Annotated in this window: 17 protein-coding genes; 12 read left to right on the forward strand and 5 right to left on the reverse strand. The window is 61.3% G+C overall.

Going from position 1 to position 15,673, the window contains the following annotated elements:
* Positions 1–186: 186 nt before the first annotated feature.
* Positions 187–1,929: a gamma-glutamyltransferase gene (gene ggt, locus K6T12_RS03220; protein WP_222219415.1), complete on the reverse strand. Its 1,743-nt coding sequence runs from the start codon at positions 1,927–1,929 to the stop codon at positions 187–189.
* 416 nt (positions 1,930–2,345) lie between these two features.
* Here ggt and K6T12_RS03225 point away from each other — a divergent pair, with 416 nt between their 5' ends.
* From K6T12_RS03225 to K6T12_RS03235, 3 genes are all read left to right on the forward strand, one after another.
* The gene (locus tag K6T12_RS03225) at positions 2,346–2,567 is read left to right on the forward strand and encodes a hypothetical protein (RefSeq protein WP_222219417.1); all 222 of its coding nucleotides are present in this window, start codon (positions 2,346–2,348) and stop codon (positions 2,565–2,567) included.
* Between the two features lie 593 nt (positions 2,568–3,160).
* On the forward strand, positions 3,161–3,607 hold the full coding sequence (locus K6T12_RS03230) for a hypothetical protein (RefSeq protein ID WP_222219419.1): 447 nt from the start codon (positions 3,161–3,163) through the stop codon (positions 3,605–3,607).
* A 75-nt stretch (positions 3,608–3,682) separates the two neighbouring features.
* Entirely contained in the window at positions 3,683–4,525 is an 843-nt protein-coding gene (locus tag K6T12_RS03235) for an NAD-dependent protein deacetylase (RefSeq protein WP_222219421.1), read from the forward strand.
* Between the two features lie 10 nt (positions 4,526–4,535).
* On the opposite strand, the gene K6T12_RS03240 is transcribed toward K6T12_RS03235, so the two are convergent.
* The 3 genes from K6T12_RS03240 to K6T12_RS03250 form a co-directional block, all read right to left on the reverse strand.
* Positions 4,536–5,447, reverse strand: coding sequence for a DMT family transporter (locus tag K6T12_RS03240; protein WP_222219423.1), 912 nt, complete (start codon positions 5,445–5,447; stop codon positions 4,536–4,538).
* A gap of 207 nt (positions 5,448–5,654) precedes the next feature.
* Positions 5,655–6,173 carry a hypothetical protein gene (locus tag K6T12_RS03245; protein WP_222219426.1) on the reverse strand — a complete coding sequence of 173 codons (519 nt, stop codon included), beginning with the start codon at positions 6,171–6,173 and terminating at the stop codon, positions 5,655–5,657.
* A gap of 204 nt (positions 6,174–6,377) precedes the next feature.
* On the reverse strand, positions 6,378–7,229 hold the full coding sequence (locus tag K6T12_RS03250; protein ID WP_222219428.1) for a LysR family transcriptional regulator: 852 nt from the start codon (positions 7,227–7,229) through the stop codon (positions 6,378–6,380).
* 128 nt (positions 7,230–7,357) lie between these two features.
* On the opposite strand from K6T12_RS03250, the gene K6T12_RS03255 reads away from it, so the two are divergent.
* Positions 7,358–8,020, forward strand: coding sequence for a glutathione S-transferase family protein (locus tag K6T12_RS03255; protein WP_255611508.1), 663 nt, complete (start codon positions 7,358–7,360; stop codon positions 8,018–8,020).
* Between the two features lie 173 nt (positions 8,021–8,193).
* Positions 8,194–8,427, forward strand: a complete 234-nt coding sequence (locus K6T12_RS03260) for a YdcH family protein (protein ID WP_222219430.1) — start codon at positions 8,194–8,196, stop codon at positions 8,425–8,427.
* 582 nt (positions 8,428–9,009) lie between these two features.
* Here K6T12_RS03260 and K6T12_RS03265 read toward each other — a convergent pair.
* Entirely contained in the window at positions 9,010–9,588 is a 579-nt protein-coding gene (locus K6T12_RS03265) for a DNA-3-methyladenine glycosylase I (protein ID WP_222219432.1), read from the reverse strand.
* Positions 9,589–9,720: 132 nt separating this feature from the next.
* On the opposite strand from K6T12_RS03265, the gene K6T12_RS03270 reads away from it, so the two are divergent.
* From K6T12_RS03270 to K6T12_RS03300, 7 genes are all read left to right on the forward strand, one after another.
* Positions 9,721–10,167 (forward strand): Rap1a/Tai family immunity protein, encoded by a 447-nt coding sequence (locus K6T12_RS03270; protein ID WP_222219434.1) that lies wholly within the window; start codon positions 9,721–9,723, stop codon positions 10,165–10,167.
* A 30-nt stretch (positions 10,168–10,197) separates the two neighbouring features.
* The gene (locus K6T12_RS03275; RefSeq protein ID WP_222219436.1) at positions 10,198–11,031 is read left to right on the forward strand and encodes a dienelactone hydrolase family protein; all 834 of its coding nucleotides are present in this window, start codon (positions 10,198–10,200) and stop codon (positions 11,029–11,031) included.
* 88 nt (positions 11,032–11,119) lie between these two features.
* Positions 11,120–11,794 (forward strand): HAD family hydrolase, encoded by a 675-nt coding sequence (locus K6T12_RS03280; protein WP_222219438.1) that lies wholly within the window; start codon positions 11,120–11,122, stop codon positions 11,792–11,794.
* 59 nt (positions 11,795–11,853) lie between these two features.
* Positions 11,854–12,255 carry an acyl-CoA thioesterase gene (locus K6T12_RS03285; RefSeq protein ID WP_222219440.1) on the forward strand — a complete coding sequence of 134 codons (402 nt, stop codon included), beginning with the start codon at positions 11,854–11,856 and terminating at the stop codon, positions 12,253–12,255.
* Positions 12,256–12,488: 233 nt separating this feature from the next.
* Positions 12,489–13,916 (forward strand): copper-containing nitrite reductase, encoded by a 1,428-nt coding sequence (gene nirK / locus K6T12_RS03290; protein WP_222219442.1) that lies wholly within the window; start codon positions 12,489–12,491, stop codon positions 13,914–13,916.
* Positions 13,916–14,698: a formylglycine-generating enzyme family protein gene (locus K6T12_RS03295; RefSeq protein ID WP_222219444.1), complete on the forward strand. Its 783-nt coding sequence runs from the start codon at positions 13,916–13,918 to the stop codon at positions 14,696–14,698. Before nirK ends, K6T12_RS03295 begins: the two co-directional genes overlap by 1 nt.
* Positions 14,695–15,252 (forward strand): SCO family protein, encoded by a 558-nt coding sequence (locus tag K6T12_RS03300; RefSeq protein ID WP_255611509.1) that lies wholly within the window; start codon positions 14,695–14,697, stop codon positions 15,250–15,252. Before K6T12_RS03295 ends, K6T12_RS03300 begins: the two co-directional genes overlap by 4 nt.
* The last annotated feature ends 421 nt before the right edge of the window (positions 15,253–15,673 follow it).

Consider the following 15,673-nt stretch of genomic DNA (forward strand, 5'->3'; position numbering starts at 1 on the left):
GTTCAATCGTCATCATGCCGGACAGTGTGACGCTTGCCAGTGGAAACCTGTGCATATAGCCCCTCATGGCAGTAGCGGCACCACTGTTAACTCAAAACTGTTTGCTCCCGTCTGAAAAAAGAAACCCCGCATACCGGCGCGCAGCCGGATATGCGGGGTTTCAAGCCTTATCAATAAAAGGAGCGATTAGAGGCCCTTGGCGGAGGAGGTGCTGCGGCGGGGGTCGGCAGCGCCGTAGAATACCCCGTCCTCACCGACCAGGATGCTCTGGATTGCGCCCATCGAGGGTTTCCGGCTGACCTTGTGGCCCATCCCTTCCAGCAGACTGACGGTATCCGGACTGACACCCTGTTCGATACGGATCTCATCCGGCAGCCACTGGTGGTGGATACGCGGCGCCGAGACTGCCGACTGGATGTTCAGACCGTGGTCGATCACATTCATCACCACCTGCAGAGTGGTGGTGATGATCCGCGATCCACCCGGGCTGCCGGTAACCATGAAGTTCTTGCCATCCTTCTTGACGATGGTCGGCGACATCGAGCTGAGCATCCGCTTCTCCGGCTCGACCTTGTTGGCAACGCCGCCAATCAGGCCGTAGGCGTTGGGTACCCCCGGCTTGGCGCTGAAGTCGTCCATCTCATTGTTGAGCAGGAAGCCGGCGCCCGGCACCACGATACCGGAGCCGTAGCTGAAGTTGATGGTGTAGGTGTTGGAGACCGCGTTGCCGTATTTATCCACAATGGAGAAGTGGGTGGTCTCGTTGCTCTCGTAACCGGTCGGGTCGCCCGGCCGGATCTCGACGCTCGGAGTGGCCTTGGCCGGATCGATCTTACTGCGGATCTGTTCGGCATACTTCTTGTCGGTCAGCCCGTTGACCGGTACCGCGACGAAGTCCGGATCGCCCAGGTACTTGGAGCGGTCGGCATAGGCATGCTTCATCGCCTCGGCCATCAGGTGGATGCTCTTGGCGGAATTATGGCCGTACTCGCCGATCGGGTAGCCTTCCAGGGTGTTGAGGATCTGCACCACGTGGGTGCCGCCGGAACTGGGCGGCGCCATCGAGTAGATATCGTAGCCGCGGTAGTTGCCCTGCACCGGGGTGCGGATCTGCGGCCGGTAGTCCTTCAGATCCTGCAGGGTGATCAGGCCGCCGTTCTTTTTCATGTCATCGGCGATCAGCTGGGCGGTCTTGCCCTCGTAGAAGCCCTTGACGCCCTGCTCGGAGATCCGTTTCAGCGTGGCAGCCAGGTCCGGCTGCTTGAACCGTTCACCCGGCTGGTAGGCGCTGCCATCCGCCTTGTAGAAGGTCGCCTTGCTGGACGGCCATTTCTGCAGCATCTCCTTCTTGGCTTCCAGCCCCTTGGTGAAGCGCGGCGGCACGATAAAGCCCTCTTCGGCCAGCTTGATCGCCGGCGCCAGCGCCTGCTGCAGGCTGATGGTGCCGTACTTCTCCAGTGCCAGCGCCAGGCCGGCTACGGTACCCGGCACCCCGGCCGACAGGTGGGAGAAACGGCTGCGCTGCTGCACCACGTTGCCCTCATCATCCTGGAACATCTTCTCGTAGGCGGCTTTCGGCGCTTTCTCACGGTAGTCGATGGCGACCACCTCGTCCTGCTGCTCACGCGAGACCAGCATGAAACCGCCGCCACCGATATTGCCGGAACGCGGCTGGGTTACCGCCAAGGCAAAGCCGGCGGTAACCGCCGCGTCGATGGCGTTGCCGCCGTTCTTCAATACATCCAGTGCCACGTCGGTGGCCAGGTGGTGGCTGGTGGCAACCATCCCCTGGCGGGCTTCCACCGGGTGGCTGCGTTCACCTTCCAGGATCGCCTGGGCCGCCTGGGTCATCGGTGCCGCGCTGATGATCGCCGACAGCATCAGGGCATTGAGCAGGCGTGGGCGGGGGGTGGAGATCTGCATCTTCATAGTGTCCTTTTGTCTTGTTCTTGTTGTTGCTTTTGAAGAAGTCGCACGGCCGCATCTGCGCCCACACGGGATCCGTTCAGCTTAGTCCTCGCCGGCGTTTTCGCTAGCGGCTGACCGATCGCCAGATAGCATAAACGGGCGTTTGAAAGATCCTCACCTCATGCTGCGCCAAAGCGACCTCCTGAAGTGCCAGTCGTGGATTGTCGTATCACCGCCAAAAGCCGGCAACCTCAATAACCACGCTGCTTTGCTGACAATAAAGATCAGCCGCCAACTGGCAGGTCGGCAACGGCTGGCCTACCTTGGATAAAGCTGTACTTGCTGATATCTGCAGCCAGCTCCTGTTGCGGCTGCAAAAGGACAGATCCACCGAATCCCCGCCTGCGGGTGGGGCTTGGTGGCGATGGAGGGATTGGATGAACAGCACCATAAGGATGCCGACCATTGAACTGGCAATGTGTGATTGTATAACTGAACTGCGAACGACGTTGGCGCAGATACGATCGAATGCTCAACAGACTGAAACTACAGAGGCGATACCCGACCCTTGCGAGGCGATCGCCGATCAACTGAACCAACTGGAAGCGCTGCTGTACATTCAGGCCGCTGTGCGTGGCGAGGGAACAGGGGCTATCTGATTAACCATCTGTATCTATCATTGACAAATTGTATTGAAAAAGGCGACCTGCGGGTCGCCTTTTGATTTTTCCGAGTCGACGGTTAACCGCTGTAAGTTAACAGTGAACCCAGGGAGCGGGGCATCGAACGCGCCACTACCGATCCCCCCTGCCTGATGGTTCTCTTCCAGGCTTCGCGCTGCTCGCCATACGGGACGCGCAGACGGGCACGGTTAGCTCAGGCGACGATATGATGGCCGGCGTCGACATATTCGACATTGCCGGAGTCGGTGCTGACGCCAGCCGCTGATAAATTTGGCATCGCACAGTCCTGAGAATAAATACCGTACGGAACTCTCCAGCGCCGCCTTGATCGGCCCCATCATGTCGTAGTTCTCGACCGCCTTTTCCGAACCCTAGCCGCTCATGGTTTACATCCACCTATCAGTTGGGATAGCAAAAAATTGTGCGGCAGCGTAACGGGACCGAATGGACCTAAACAGAGCGCTCCCATGACAATAGCCGGCACCGCCGGACTGGCTGGCGGCCGCGAGTAACCAACGCAAAGCAGCGCAGCTGAACTATGGTTAGGGGTAGTACCAAGAGAATCACGTATGGGTATCAGGGCAACGCTACAGTCAGAACTCGAGCCCCTGATCCAGCGTGCACTGAAGCAGGGTCAGATCGAAAGCTACGGCAGCCGAACCCGGCTTTACAAGCACGGGATCTACAGCAACGACACCAGCCTGTGGAGCCACTCGCCCGCGCTGGCGCTGAATCAACCCGGCCATTACCTGATCACCGTCCAGCCCAAGCAGAGCCTGAACCTGGCGATCCTGCACAAGGCCGATTTCGATCGTCTGTTGCAGCTGGCCACCCACCGGCCGGAACCAATCCAGTGTGCACTTAACACCCTCTGCCAGCAACTCAACGAGATGACGCTGCCAGATGGCGTCGACGGCTTCGCCAGCTACCGATTGGACCCGGGCCACCATTACCAGCACATCATCGTCTTCCGGCCACTGCAGGTACTGGCGCTCTATGATATCGAGCAGGTGTGAGGCGCTGGTCCGTGCCCGCCGGCTGACGTAATATCAGGCAGTTGCCCGTACGTTATTTATTATCAGGACTGTGCGATGCCCGATTCACCCGCGGCCGACGGCCAGGCGCTGGCGCGCTTCATCGACCGACACCCTCGCCTGCTGGTTTTGACCGGTGCCGGCGTCAGCACCGACTCCGGCATCCCCGACTACCGTGACCGCAACGGCGACTGGAAGCGCCCGCAACCGGTTCAACACCAGGCCTTTATGAGCCAGACGCCGGTGCGCCAGCGCTACTGGGCCCGCAGCTTGGTTGGCTGGCCGGTGATCCGCGATGCGCAGCCGGGGCCGGCCCACCACTCGCTGGCAGAGCTGGAGCGGCTGCAGCGGGTGGAGCTGCTGGTCACCCAGAACGTGGACCGGCTGCATCAGCAGGCTGGCAGCGAACGGGTGCTCGACCTGCATGGCCGCTCCGACCGGGTCCGTTGTATGGATTGTGATTGTTGCTATCCGCGCGATGAGATCCAGCAACACGCCAGTCGCCTCAATCCGGCTTTCAATGGCCTGAAAGCCGCCGCCGCACCGGACGGTGATGCCGACCTGGACGGTATCGATTTCAGCCGCTTCCAGATACCGGTATGCAGTGGTTGTGGCGGAATCCTGAAACCGGACGTGGTGTTCTTCGGCGACAACGTACCACGATTGCGGGTGGAACAGGCACTGGACGCCTTGCAGCGCGCCGACGGCCTGTTGGTGGTCGGCTCCTCACTGATGGTCTATTCCGGCTTTCGCTTCTGCCGCCGGGCCGCCGAATGGAACAAGCCGATCTGCGCGCTGACCCTGGGCCGGACCCGTGCAGATCCGCTGCTGAGTTTGAAACTGGACGCCCCGGTGGCCGGCACCCTGCAACAGGCGCTGCAGGCGCTCGACACCCGCTAAGCCTGCCGCGTCAGGCTACCGTCAGTTCGCTGTCGCGCTCCTCTGCCGGGCGGAACTGCCATTGGCTCAGGATGATGCCACCGATGACCAGCGCCGCCGCCGCCAACTGGCTCAGGTTCAGGGTTTCGCCGAGGATCAGGTAGGCCAACCCCAGCGTGAACACCGGAATCATATTGACGAAAGCCGAGGCCTGGCTGGCCGGGATGCTGGCTACCGACAGGTTGTACAGGCCGTAGGCCAGGATATTGACCACCGTGCCCAGATAGACGATGGCGATCAGTGCCTGCGGTACCCAGCCCTCGGGCAGGCTGACATCCGGCAGCGCCATCATCGGCAGGAAGAACAGGCTGCCGCAGAACGACTGCAGCGCCGTCAGCAGCCAGGGCGAATAGCGCTCCGACAGGTGTTTAAGGCAGAGGGTATAGCCGGTGGCGCAAACCATGGCGCAGAACTCGTAGAAATTGCCCAGCACGGGGTTCGGCGCATCGGCGGTACTTTCGCCGGCCACACTCAGCCAAACCGCGCCGGCCACCGCCAATGCGAAGCCCATCCATGCCTGGCGGCTCAACCGCTCCTTCAGCCACAACCAGGCACCAATGCCCACCAATAACGGCAGCAAGGCGGTAATCATGCCAGCCTGCTGGGCACTGGTGTTCTGCAGTGCCTTGGCCTCGAAGACGAAATAGAAGCAGGGCTCCGACAGCACCATCAATGCCAGGTACTTCCAGTCGCCGGCGCGATATTCGAAGCGGGCGATCGCCTTGAAAAACAGCAGAAAACAGAGGCTGGCCACAAACATACGACCGAACATCACCACCATCGGATCGTAGTGCTGAAAGGCCAACTTCAGGGCGATAAAAGAACTGGCCCACAGCAGCATCGCCATTAGCAGGCCGACAACGGCAAGATTTCGAGACAACATCGGCGTTCCCAGAAAAGATGGACGGAGATCGGGCAGGCGCCGACATTAGCGGGACGCAATCAAGTTGGGAAGCAAATTAAATTGCTGCGCCATAAACGCGATTAATGAGGTATGTCGAGCATTGGCGGGATCAGCCGCCTACGGGCCTACTGGGTATGTGAACTATGCGAACGACGCTGGACGGCAGATTATGTTGGGATCACCGGCTCAGGCGAACTGGAAGTAGCCCTGCTTCAACACCTCGCCGACCCGGGCCCTTACCGATGGCGGTTCATCGTGCAGTGCCATCTGGCAGAAACGCTCAACCTCGGGCCGCAATTCCGGATAGAGGCTGGCCAGCAGATAGAAGCCGTTATAAGCCCAGGCACGCACGAAACGGGCCTGATCGGTCAGGCACTGGCGGACGAAGTTCTCGATCGGTGCACGCTTTGCCCCAGGCAGATCCAGTCGCGGCATCATCTGCAACAGGTGCAGGCGGCTCTGCCAGTCCACCAGCCGGGCGGCACAGTGAAACAGGCTATCCACCTGTTCGGTCGCCAGGCGCGCGCTCTGCTCCAGGTGATGTTTCAGCAGCCAGCTGGCGGCGCGCTGGCAATCGCTATGGCGCTCCAGCAGATGCAACAGCTGGTCGATAAAATCGGCTTCCTCGCGATACTGCCGATACAGCTCGAGCAGGAAAGCACGCTCTTTGCCATTCCAGGTCCGCAGTGCTTGTCGTAATTCCATCACCGTTCTCCTCTCCAGACCAAGTCAATCGATACCCAGGATATGCACAACGCCGGTCCCAACGTACAGCGGGATACACCTGAAGTTTATACCGGGACCACAATGCCGCAGGCCAGCGACGGTATCCCGGTCATAGCTGGTTGACTAGCAAAGCCGCTACTACGTTCATTTCAATCAACCGGCTTTTCAGTATTGGTCAGGATGTTACGTGGTGCCAGCATTGACGACCTCCGCCAGTGCCTGCAACCGGTGACTGTTGAAAAACGGGTGCTGCTGGGCGCCGACCAGCAGCACGATCTCGATCGCCGGTAGCTCCGGCAACTGCTGCTCCGCCGGCGCCACGACCAGATCAGCAGGGGCACTGATACGAGCCATCGCCGTAATCGCTATGCCGCGCCGCACCAACTCCAGCAGGATGCCGCAGCCGACGCTAATGGTCTTCAGCTGATAACGTCGGCCCTGTTTCTCCAGTCCATCCAGCGCGCCATTCATGAACTTGCAATCCGGCGGGTACAGCGCCAGCGGCAGCGGATCGGCAGCCGACCAGTCAAAATCGGCCGCCGCCAACCAGACCCCCTGGTCCTGACGCAGCAGAAAACCCTCATCGCTGTCCGGTCGACGGGTCACCAGCGCCAGGTCGAGCTCACCCATATCCAGTTGATGGCGCAGCTGGGTTGAGGCCCCGCTGACCACCTGCACCTGCAGCTCCGGTGCCTGCTGCCAGATCAGTTCCAGCAGATCGGTCAGCAGGCCCTGCGCGTAATCATCCGGGCAACCGAGTCGCAGCGGCTCCTGACCGGCACCGGCTTCCAGCACGCTGAGCGCCTCCTGCTGCAGTGACAGGATGCGGCGGGCATAGCCGACCAACTGCTTGCCATGCCGAGTCAACACCCGCTCACGCCCCTGCTGTTCGAACAGCGGTTTGCCGACCTGCTCCTCCAGTCGTTTCATCTGCATGCTGATCGCTGACGGCGTACGGTACAGCTGTTGGGCGGCGCGGTTATAGCTGCCGGTATCCACCACCACGATAAAGGTACGCAGCAGATCAGTGTTCATGGTCCATTCCTTTTACGGTGGAGGGTTCAAGGATATTGAAGCCAGGGTTCAGGATTATTCGTTTGTCGCCTGGCGGTAAAAGCCAGACACTGGCTGCCATCCAAATAAACGCAAAGAAGGATTCTGGCATGGCTGATCTGAAACTGGTAATCGGCAACAAGAACTACTCCTCCTGGTCACTGCGGCCCTGGCTGCTGATGCAGCACTTCGGACTGGCCTGCGAGGAGATTCCGATTGCGCTGTTCACCCCACAGATGGCGGCTGAACTGCCGGCGCTGTCGCCGTCCGGCAAGGTACCGGTACTGCACGACGGCGACGTCGTGATCTGGGATTCACTGGCGATCTGCGAATACCTCAGCGAACGCTATCTGGACGGTCGCGGCTGGCCGGCAGACCTGGCGATACGCGGCCACGCCCGGGCGGTCTGCGCCGAGATGCATTCCGGCTTCGCGGCCTTGCGCAGCGAGATGTCGATGAACCTGCGTCGACCGATCGGCCGGCGCGCGGAGCACGCCGTCAGCGACCAATGCCACGCCGATATCCGACGGATCGAGCAGATCTGGCTCGACTGCCTGGCCCGCTACGACGGCCCCTGGCTGTTCGGTGAGTTCAGCATTGCCGATGCGATGTTCGCGCCGGTCGCCAGTCGTCTGCACACCTACGCGGTAGAGTTGTCCGCCGAAGCTACCGGCTATGTCGAGCGCCAGCTGTCCCAGCCCGCATTCCAGCAGTGGCGCAAAGCCGCCCTGCAGGAAACCGGTCGAATCGAGTTCTGCGAATACGACGACTGAGCGCTACCGCCAGGCTCATCAAGCGCCCGATGGCAGCGCTCCGCCCTGGCAACTAAACTTAACAGGCGGCAGCTGGATACCGCCTGTCGGTCAGTGCCTGGAAACCCTGCGCACCCCGCGTGCCGTTTTCAGCAGTCACATCCCCTTCACCTCAACTGTGATGGAGTGTGCATATGTCTGAGCTGAGTCACAGTCTCTACAACGACTTCCCGCAATATCGCGAACGGATTCAGCAACTGAAACACAGCAACGAAGAGTTCGCCCGGATGGCCGCCGAATATCACCGCATCGACCATAGTATCCGGGGTCTGGAAACCCGCGGTGTCCCCACCTCAAACGATTCTTTTGAGCAGATGAAGCGCCGCCGTGTCCAGTTGAAGGATGCGCTGTTCCAGATGCTTCAGTAAGGTTTCACACCCTGAACAGACGCAATGGCCGGTCGAGGTACCGGCCATTGAAACTCTGCTACGTAGCCACGGCACAGCACAGCACAGCACAGCACAGCACAGCACAGCAACGACGATAAGTTACCCACAAGCCGTTAGTTCGAGGGAACGGCATATTCTATTTTCATCCAGAGACCAGCAGGGCCACAAATGTCCGCCTGGTGTATTGAAGAAGAAGTTATCCCAGGCTGACCCCAGCCTCTCCCCCGGATTTACACCCGTAACTCACAAAGTTATCCACAGCTCTTTTTAATAAAACCCCGTGGTTCTCTTGTAGATCAACCGCGCAGCGAATCATGGGGACGAGGGTTTACCGCCGAGACTGGCCATCTGTGGATATCTTATTTCTACGGCTCATGCGCTTTAGCAGGAATCATCTACGCCAGTCATAAACTTTCCGCCGCCCCCCTGGCCCGGCGAAGGCCGCCTTGACGCGCCAGAAGGCGCAACCCCAACTTGGTTACAGATAACACAGGGGGATCGCCGGAATGCCGGACCACGCGATGCGCACCTGCCGATAGCCGTCAGCTGGCCGGGGAAGACTCAACAACAATCACGATACCGCCAGCACTCCAGCAGATGGTCATTGACCATCCCGGTGGCCTGCATATACGCATACATGATTGTGGAACCAACGAAGGTCATGCCGCGTTTCTTCAGATCCTTCGACAACGCATCGCTCACGGCGGTGGTAGCCGGTACCTCGGCCATCTCGCGCCACTGGTTGACAATCGGCGCGCCGCCGACGAACTGCCAGACGTAAGTGTCGAAACTGCCGAACTCCTGCTGGATCGCCAGGAAGGCGCGGGCATTCTTACGGGCACCGAACACCTTCAACCGGTTGCGCACGATGCTGGCATCACCGAGCAGCGTTTCCAGCTCCTCGTCCGTCATTGCGGCGACCGACTCGGGATCGAACGCCTTGAACGCCCGTCTATAGCCCTCCCGCTTGTTGAGGATGGTCTGCCAGCTCAGGCCGGCCTGTGCCCCCTCCAGAATCAGCATCTCGAAGTGCTTGCGGTCGTCATGCACCGGCACGCCCCACTCCTCATCGTGGTAGCGCAGGTAGTCTTCGTCGTTATTACGTGCCCAGTGGCAGCGGGTCGGATGAACATCGCTCATGGTCGGTTCCTTTGACGTTATTCTGATTCGGTCCGAACTCGATCTTAATCCCTGCGTTCAAGGTTGTCGCGGTAGAGACCGACGGACTGCTAGGCTATGGTAGGACGGGTACGGAGCTAAAGGAGGAGTACCATGACCAAGCAACTGATCGCGGCAACCGTTCTGGCAGGCTGTGGGATGCTGATCCCCACCGCCCAAGCGCAGCAGTCACCCGCAACATTACTGCAATCCTGCCAGGCGCTGACCGCATCCGGCCGTGTGGCAGCGGACAGCCTGGCCTGCTACGCCTATATCGATGGCTACCTGGACGGGGTACTGGTCACCAATGGCGCGATCCTGCGCAATATCAAAACGTCCGATGCCGAACCCTCCGGCTTCCTGTCGCGGGTCTACCGCACCCGGTTGGGCAAGGAGGATATCGCCTGGGATTCGACCGCGATGGCTGAATTCTGCCTGCCCAAGCATCTGTCGCGCCATGAGCTGATCCTCCAGGTTGCCAATCGGCTACCTCAACCGGACGACGGCAGCGAACTGCGCGAAACGCTCTACCGGGTGCTGAAACAGAACTACCCCTGTTAACCGGCCCGAACAGACCACGGAGACGCAACCATGTGCGACCTGATCTCCTGTAACCGCTCGTCCGACCAACCATCCCGCCCCACCCTCTCGTCGCAAACCCGGCGCGATTTCCTGAAGGGGTTGATCTGCCTGCCACTGGCGGTGGTGCTGGCCGACCCGCAACTGGCCCGGGCCGCCGGCCAGCGTACCGAACAGGTCCGGATCGAGCTGCCCTCCGGCCAACAGGCGCAGGCCTATCTGGCGCTGCCGGACGATGCGACCGAGCGGGCGCCGACGGTACTGTTGATCCATGAATGGTGGGGACTCAACGACCAGATCAAGGCGGTTGCCAACGAACTGGCCGAGCAGGGCTTCATCGCCCTGGCGGTCGATCTATACCAGGGCAAGGTGGCCACCAGCCGCGAAAAAGCCAACGAGTTCCGCATGGCGCTGGATCCCACCTGGGCCACCGAAGCGCTGGTCGGCTGGATCGACTGGCTGCGCCAGCATTCGCGCAGCAACGGCCGGGTGGCGACCCTGGGCTGGTGCTTCGGTGGCGGCTGGGCGCTGGATGCCGCGCTGGCCGCCCCGGTCGATGCCACGGTGATCTACTACGGCGACGTGCGCCGCAGCGCCGAGCAACTGACCAGCCTGTACGGCCCGGTGCTGGGTCATTTCGGCACCCTGGACACGCGAATCGATGCCGCCATGGTGGGCGATTTCGAGCGGGCGATGGCCGAAGCCGACAAGACCGAGCTGACCGTGCACTGGTACGTAGCCGACCACGCTTTCGCCAACCCGACCGGCGCCCGCTATGACCAGGAGGACGCCGCGCTGTCCTGGGCCCGCACGCTCAGTTTCCTGCACCGCCATCTGCGCGGCTGAACGGCGGCCCGGCGGTCCGGCGGCCCGGCGGCCCGGCGCGGTTCTGTGGTAGAGTGCGCGTTTCGCAATCAGCTACAGGAATACCGAGATGTCGCTGCAGGCCATACTCTTTGACCACGATGGTACCCTGGTCGATTCCGAAGCCACCCACATGGCGCTATGGAACCTGGCGATCGAACCCTATGGTGTCAGTATCAGCGAGACGGTGTACTGGCAGCAGCTGCTCGGCGTACCGGCCGAGCAGAACGCCGAAACAATCATCCGGATGCACAACCTGCCGGTGTCGGTCGACGCCCTGGTGGCCGCCAAGCTGGAACAGAACGACCGCTTCCTCAACGAGAGCTTCTTCCCGGCGATGGCCGACGCCGACCGGGTACTGCGGACGCAGGCCCGCCAGCTGCGGCTGGCGCTGGTCAGCGGCTCGCAGCGCCACTGCGTGGAAGCCTCGCTCCGCGGCCATAACTGGGGCGAACTGTTCGAGCAGGTGGTCACCGGTGACGACGTAGCGCACAACAAGCCACAGCCGGATGGCTACCTGAAGGCACTGAAGGCGATGGGGCTGTCGGCCGACCAGGCGGTGGCGGTGGAGGATACCGAAGCGGGCGTCAGCGCCGCCGTCGCGGCCGGCCTGCCCACCATCGCGCTGCGCTCGACAGATGCCAGCAGCCACGATTTCTCCCGGGCGAGCGTCGAAGTGACCAGCCTCGGCGAGGCGCTGAGCTGGATCGAACGCCAGTACGGTTTCGATTTCCGGGCCGACTGAACCGACCGGTTGTGCTATAACTGCCAGCCGTTATTCACAGCCCCCGGAGCGCTACACGCATGAGCCAGGTATTCCGTATCGAACAGAAAGTCCGCGACTATGAACTGGATATGCAGGGCATCGTCAATAACGGCGTCTACTTCAACTACCTGGAACATGCCCGCCACGAGTTCCTGCTGTCGCGCGGCGTCGATTTCGCCGCGCTGGCGGAACAGCAGATCCACCTGGTGGTGATCCGTTCCGAACTGGACTACAAGGCCTCACTGAAAAGCGGCGACCGCTTCGTGGTCGAGGTCAAGGCGGAGCGGATCAGCAAGGTGAAGTTCGGCTTCCGCCAGCGGGTAATCCGGCTGGCCGACGAGAAAGTCTGCGTCGAGGGGTTGGTGATCGGCACCGCACTGAATGAGCGCGGCCGCCCCTACCTGTCGCCGGAGATCGAAGCACTGTTCGACGACGCCTGAAGGCTCGCCCCCCCCCTTCCGCCCCGTTTCACGTTGACGACATATGCCAGTTTTTTGGCTGCTGGGAGCCCACTAACGGTTGCCAGCGGCCGGACGATCAGGGCGCCATTATTTGCGCCGGATCAAAAAACATGTACCTAAAATTCATTAATTGACAATCGTCATCTTGCACCTTGGTCGTAGAGCCATAGACTGCCCCGGAGTTTCCAATTTTCCTATCGGGAGGGATTCCTATGAAGCTCCGCTCTCTCTGTGCCGCAATGTCGCTGGCGCTATCCTTTAATGCCCTTGCCGGCGATCTGCCGGTTGTCGACGCCAACCTGACCACCCCGCCGATGGTGCCGCCGGCGATTACCCGCGACCATGCCGCGAAGGTAGTGGTCAAGCTGGAGACGGTCGAAAAGGTCATGAAAATGTCCGATGGCGTCGAGTACAACTTCTGGACCTTCGGCGGTTCAGTACCCGGCAAATTCATCCGGGTACGGGAAGGTGACCAGGTGGAATTCCACCTGTCCAACCACCCCAGCTCGAAGATGCCGCACAATATCGACCTGCACGCGGTGACCGGCCCCGGCGGTGGTGCGGTCTCCTCCTTCACCGCGCCCGGCCACACCTCCACCTTCAGCTTCAAGGCGCTGAATCCCGGCCTTTATGTCTACCACTGCGCCACCGCACCGGTCGGCATGCATATCGCCAACGGCATGTACGGCCTGATCCTGGTGGAGCCCGAGGAGGGGCTGCCACCGGTCGATCGCGAGTACTACGTGATGCAGGGTGACTTCTACACCAAGGGCGCGTACGGCGAAGAGGGGCTGCAGCCGTTCGATATGGAGAAGGCGATCCATGAAGACGCCGACTACGTGGTGTTCAACGGCTCGGTCGGCGCCCTGACCGGCGACAATGCGCTGACCGCCAACGTCGGCGAAACCGTACGCCTCTACGTCGGCAACGGCGGCCCGAACCTGGTGTCCTCGTTCCATGTGATCGGTGAGATCTTCGACAAGGTGCAGGTGGAGGGGGGCAGCTCGGTCAACGAGAACGTGCAGACCACGCTGATACCGGCCGGTGGTTCGGCTATCGCCGAATTCAAGCTGGATGTGCCGGGCAACTTCATCCTGGTCGACCACTCGATCTTCCGGGCGTTCAACAAGGGCGCACTGGGGATGATGAAAGTGGATGGTCCCGAGGACAAGATCGCCTACTCCGGTAAGCAGGCCGACAGCGTCTATCTGCCGGAAGGCTCCACCATTCAGGAGCTGAGCGAAGCCGCACCGGCACCGAAGCTGGCCAGCAACAAGGCGGAACAGATCCGCTTCGGTCAACGGCTGTACGAGCAGAACTGCCAGGCCTGCCATCAGCCGGGTGGGGTTGGCGTACCGGCGGCGTTCCCGCCGCTGGCCAACTCCGACTTCCTCAATGCCGACCCGACCCGCGCCATCGACATCGTATTGCATGGCCTGAGCGGCAAGCTCACCGTCAACGGCAATAAATACAACAGCGTGATGCCGGCAATGCGAATGAGCGACGCCGAGGTGGCCAACGTGCTGACCTACGTGCTCAACAGCTGGGACAACAAGGGTGGCCAGATCAGTCCGAAACAGGTCGCCACGCGGCGCAAGGAAGGCAGCAAGGTTCAGTTGGCCGGCGCGGCTGAACACTGATGAAAGCCCTGGCGTGGCTCTGCCTGGCCGCCCTGCCGATGGCGGCCAGCGCAGCCGAAATGACAACGTTGCCGGCCGGCAGTTACCGGCCGCTCTACCTCAGCGACGATAGCCCGCTGGTGGAGGTGGCGCCGTTCAAGCTGGACCGGCGGCCGGTCACCAACCAGGCGTTCCTGACGTTCGTGCAGGCGAATCCACGCTGGGCGCCGGAGCGGATTGCGTCGCTGTTCGCTGAATCGCAGTATCTGGCCCACTGGCTGCCGGGCACGCAAGGCCGGCAGCCGGCGGCTGAGCAGCTGCAACAGCCGGTCAGCCGGGTGTCCTGGTTTGCCGCCCAGGCTTACTGCCGCTGGCAGGATAAACGGCTGCCGACCGTCGCCGAGTGGGAGTTTGCCGCTCGCGCCAGCGAGACCGCTGCCAACGGTAGCCGAGAACCGGGCTATAACCAGCGCATCCTCGATTGGTACGCCCGCCCCGGCAGCGCCGGGCTACGCCCGGTGGGCCAGCAACCGGCCAATTTCTGGGGGGTCCAGGACATGCATGGCCTGATCTGGGAGTGGACCGAGGATTTCAATGCCACGCTGGTAACCGGCGAGTCTCGCGGTGACAGCGTGATCGACCAGAAATTCTTCTGCGGTGCAGGGGCCGCCGGGGCCGCCGATCCCAGCGACTATGCCGCCTTTATGCGCTTCGGATTCCGCTCCAGCCTGCAGGCACGCTTCACGCTGCAGAACCTGGGCTTCCGTTGCGCAGCCGATATCGATGTTAAGGAGAACGAATGATGAAACTGTTCAAGAAACTGTTGCTCGCCGGCCTGCTGGTCAGCGGTGGTGCTCAGGCCGAACTGCCGGATAATTCGCTGTACCTGCTGGACAGCCACTGGCAGGACGAATCCGCCCAGCACTTCATGCTGCCCCAGCTACAGGGCAAGCGCCAGGTGGTGGCGATGATCTACACCAACTGCCTGCATGTCTGCCCGGCGCTGGTTGCCGACCTGCAACTGATGGAGAAAGCGCTGCCGGCAGACTGGCAGGACAAAGTCGGCTTCGTGCTGGTGTCGCTGACGCCGGAACAGGACAGCGCCGAAGTGCTGCGCCAGTTCGCCGACAAACGCGGCCTGGACCTGTCCCGCTGGGAGCTGCTGCGCGGCTCCGCAGAGGATGTGCGTTCGCTGGCGATGGCGCTGGATATCAAATACAAGAAAATCGCCAACGGCGAGATGGCGCACAGCAACAAGTTCGTCGTGCTTGACGAACAGGGACGGATCCTGTTCAGCGAAACTGGCCTGCCGGAAGGCCCGGAGGCGATGGTGCAGCGGCTGATCGCCAGCCACTGACCGCTTGTCTTAGCAACGTCCCGCCATGGCCGCCGCTCCACCCCGGACGGCGGTCCTTCACCGCCCCATTCAATAAGTTTCAGCAAAAGAGTTACCAAAAAACTTACAAAAAACTCGCCAAAAGACGCAGGGGCGATGGCCGTCGCCGATGTTAGAGTAGGCCCAGTCCAGCAATAAGGGAACCTGCGAACAAGTCCCTTGGGCCTCTGGCTTTCGGAGCGGTCAGAGATCAAGGCAACGATTACAGGCGTACTGGTTGTCCGGCGAAAATCGTTAACACAGAGCTCTGATCGCCCGGGTGCCGGACCACCGAAAGCCCCGGAGGGCGGGCTCTATAACGGCCATCTGCTTTGTCAGGCAGCTTGGAAAGGACGCGTCATTCCGCTACGCTGCCTTTCGCGCATCTGGCCGTTCTAGCGCC

Source organism: Marinobacterium arenosum, assembly GCF_019795155.1.
Taxonomy (GTDB): Bacteria; Pseudomonadota; Gammaproteobacteria; order Pseudomonadales; family Balneatricaceae; genus Marinobacterium_C; species Marinobacterium_C arenosum.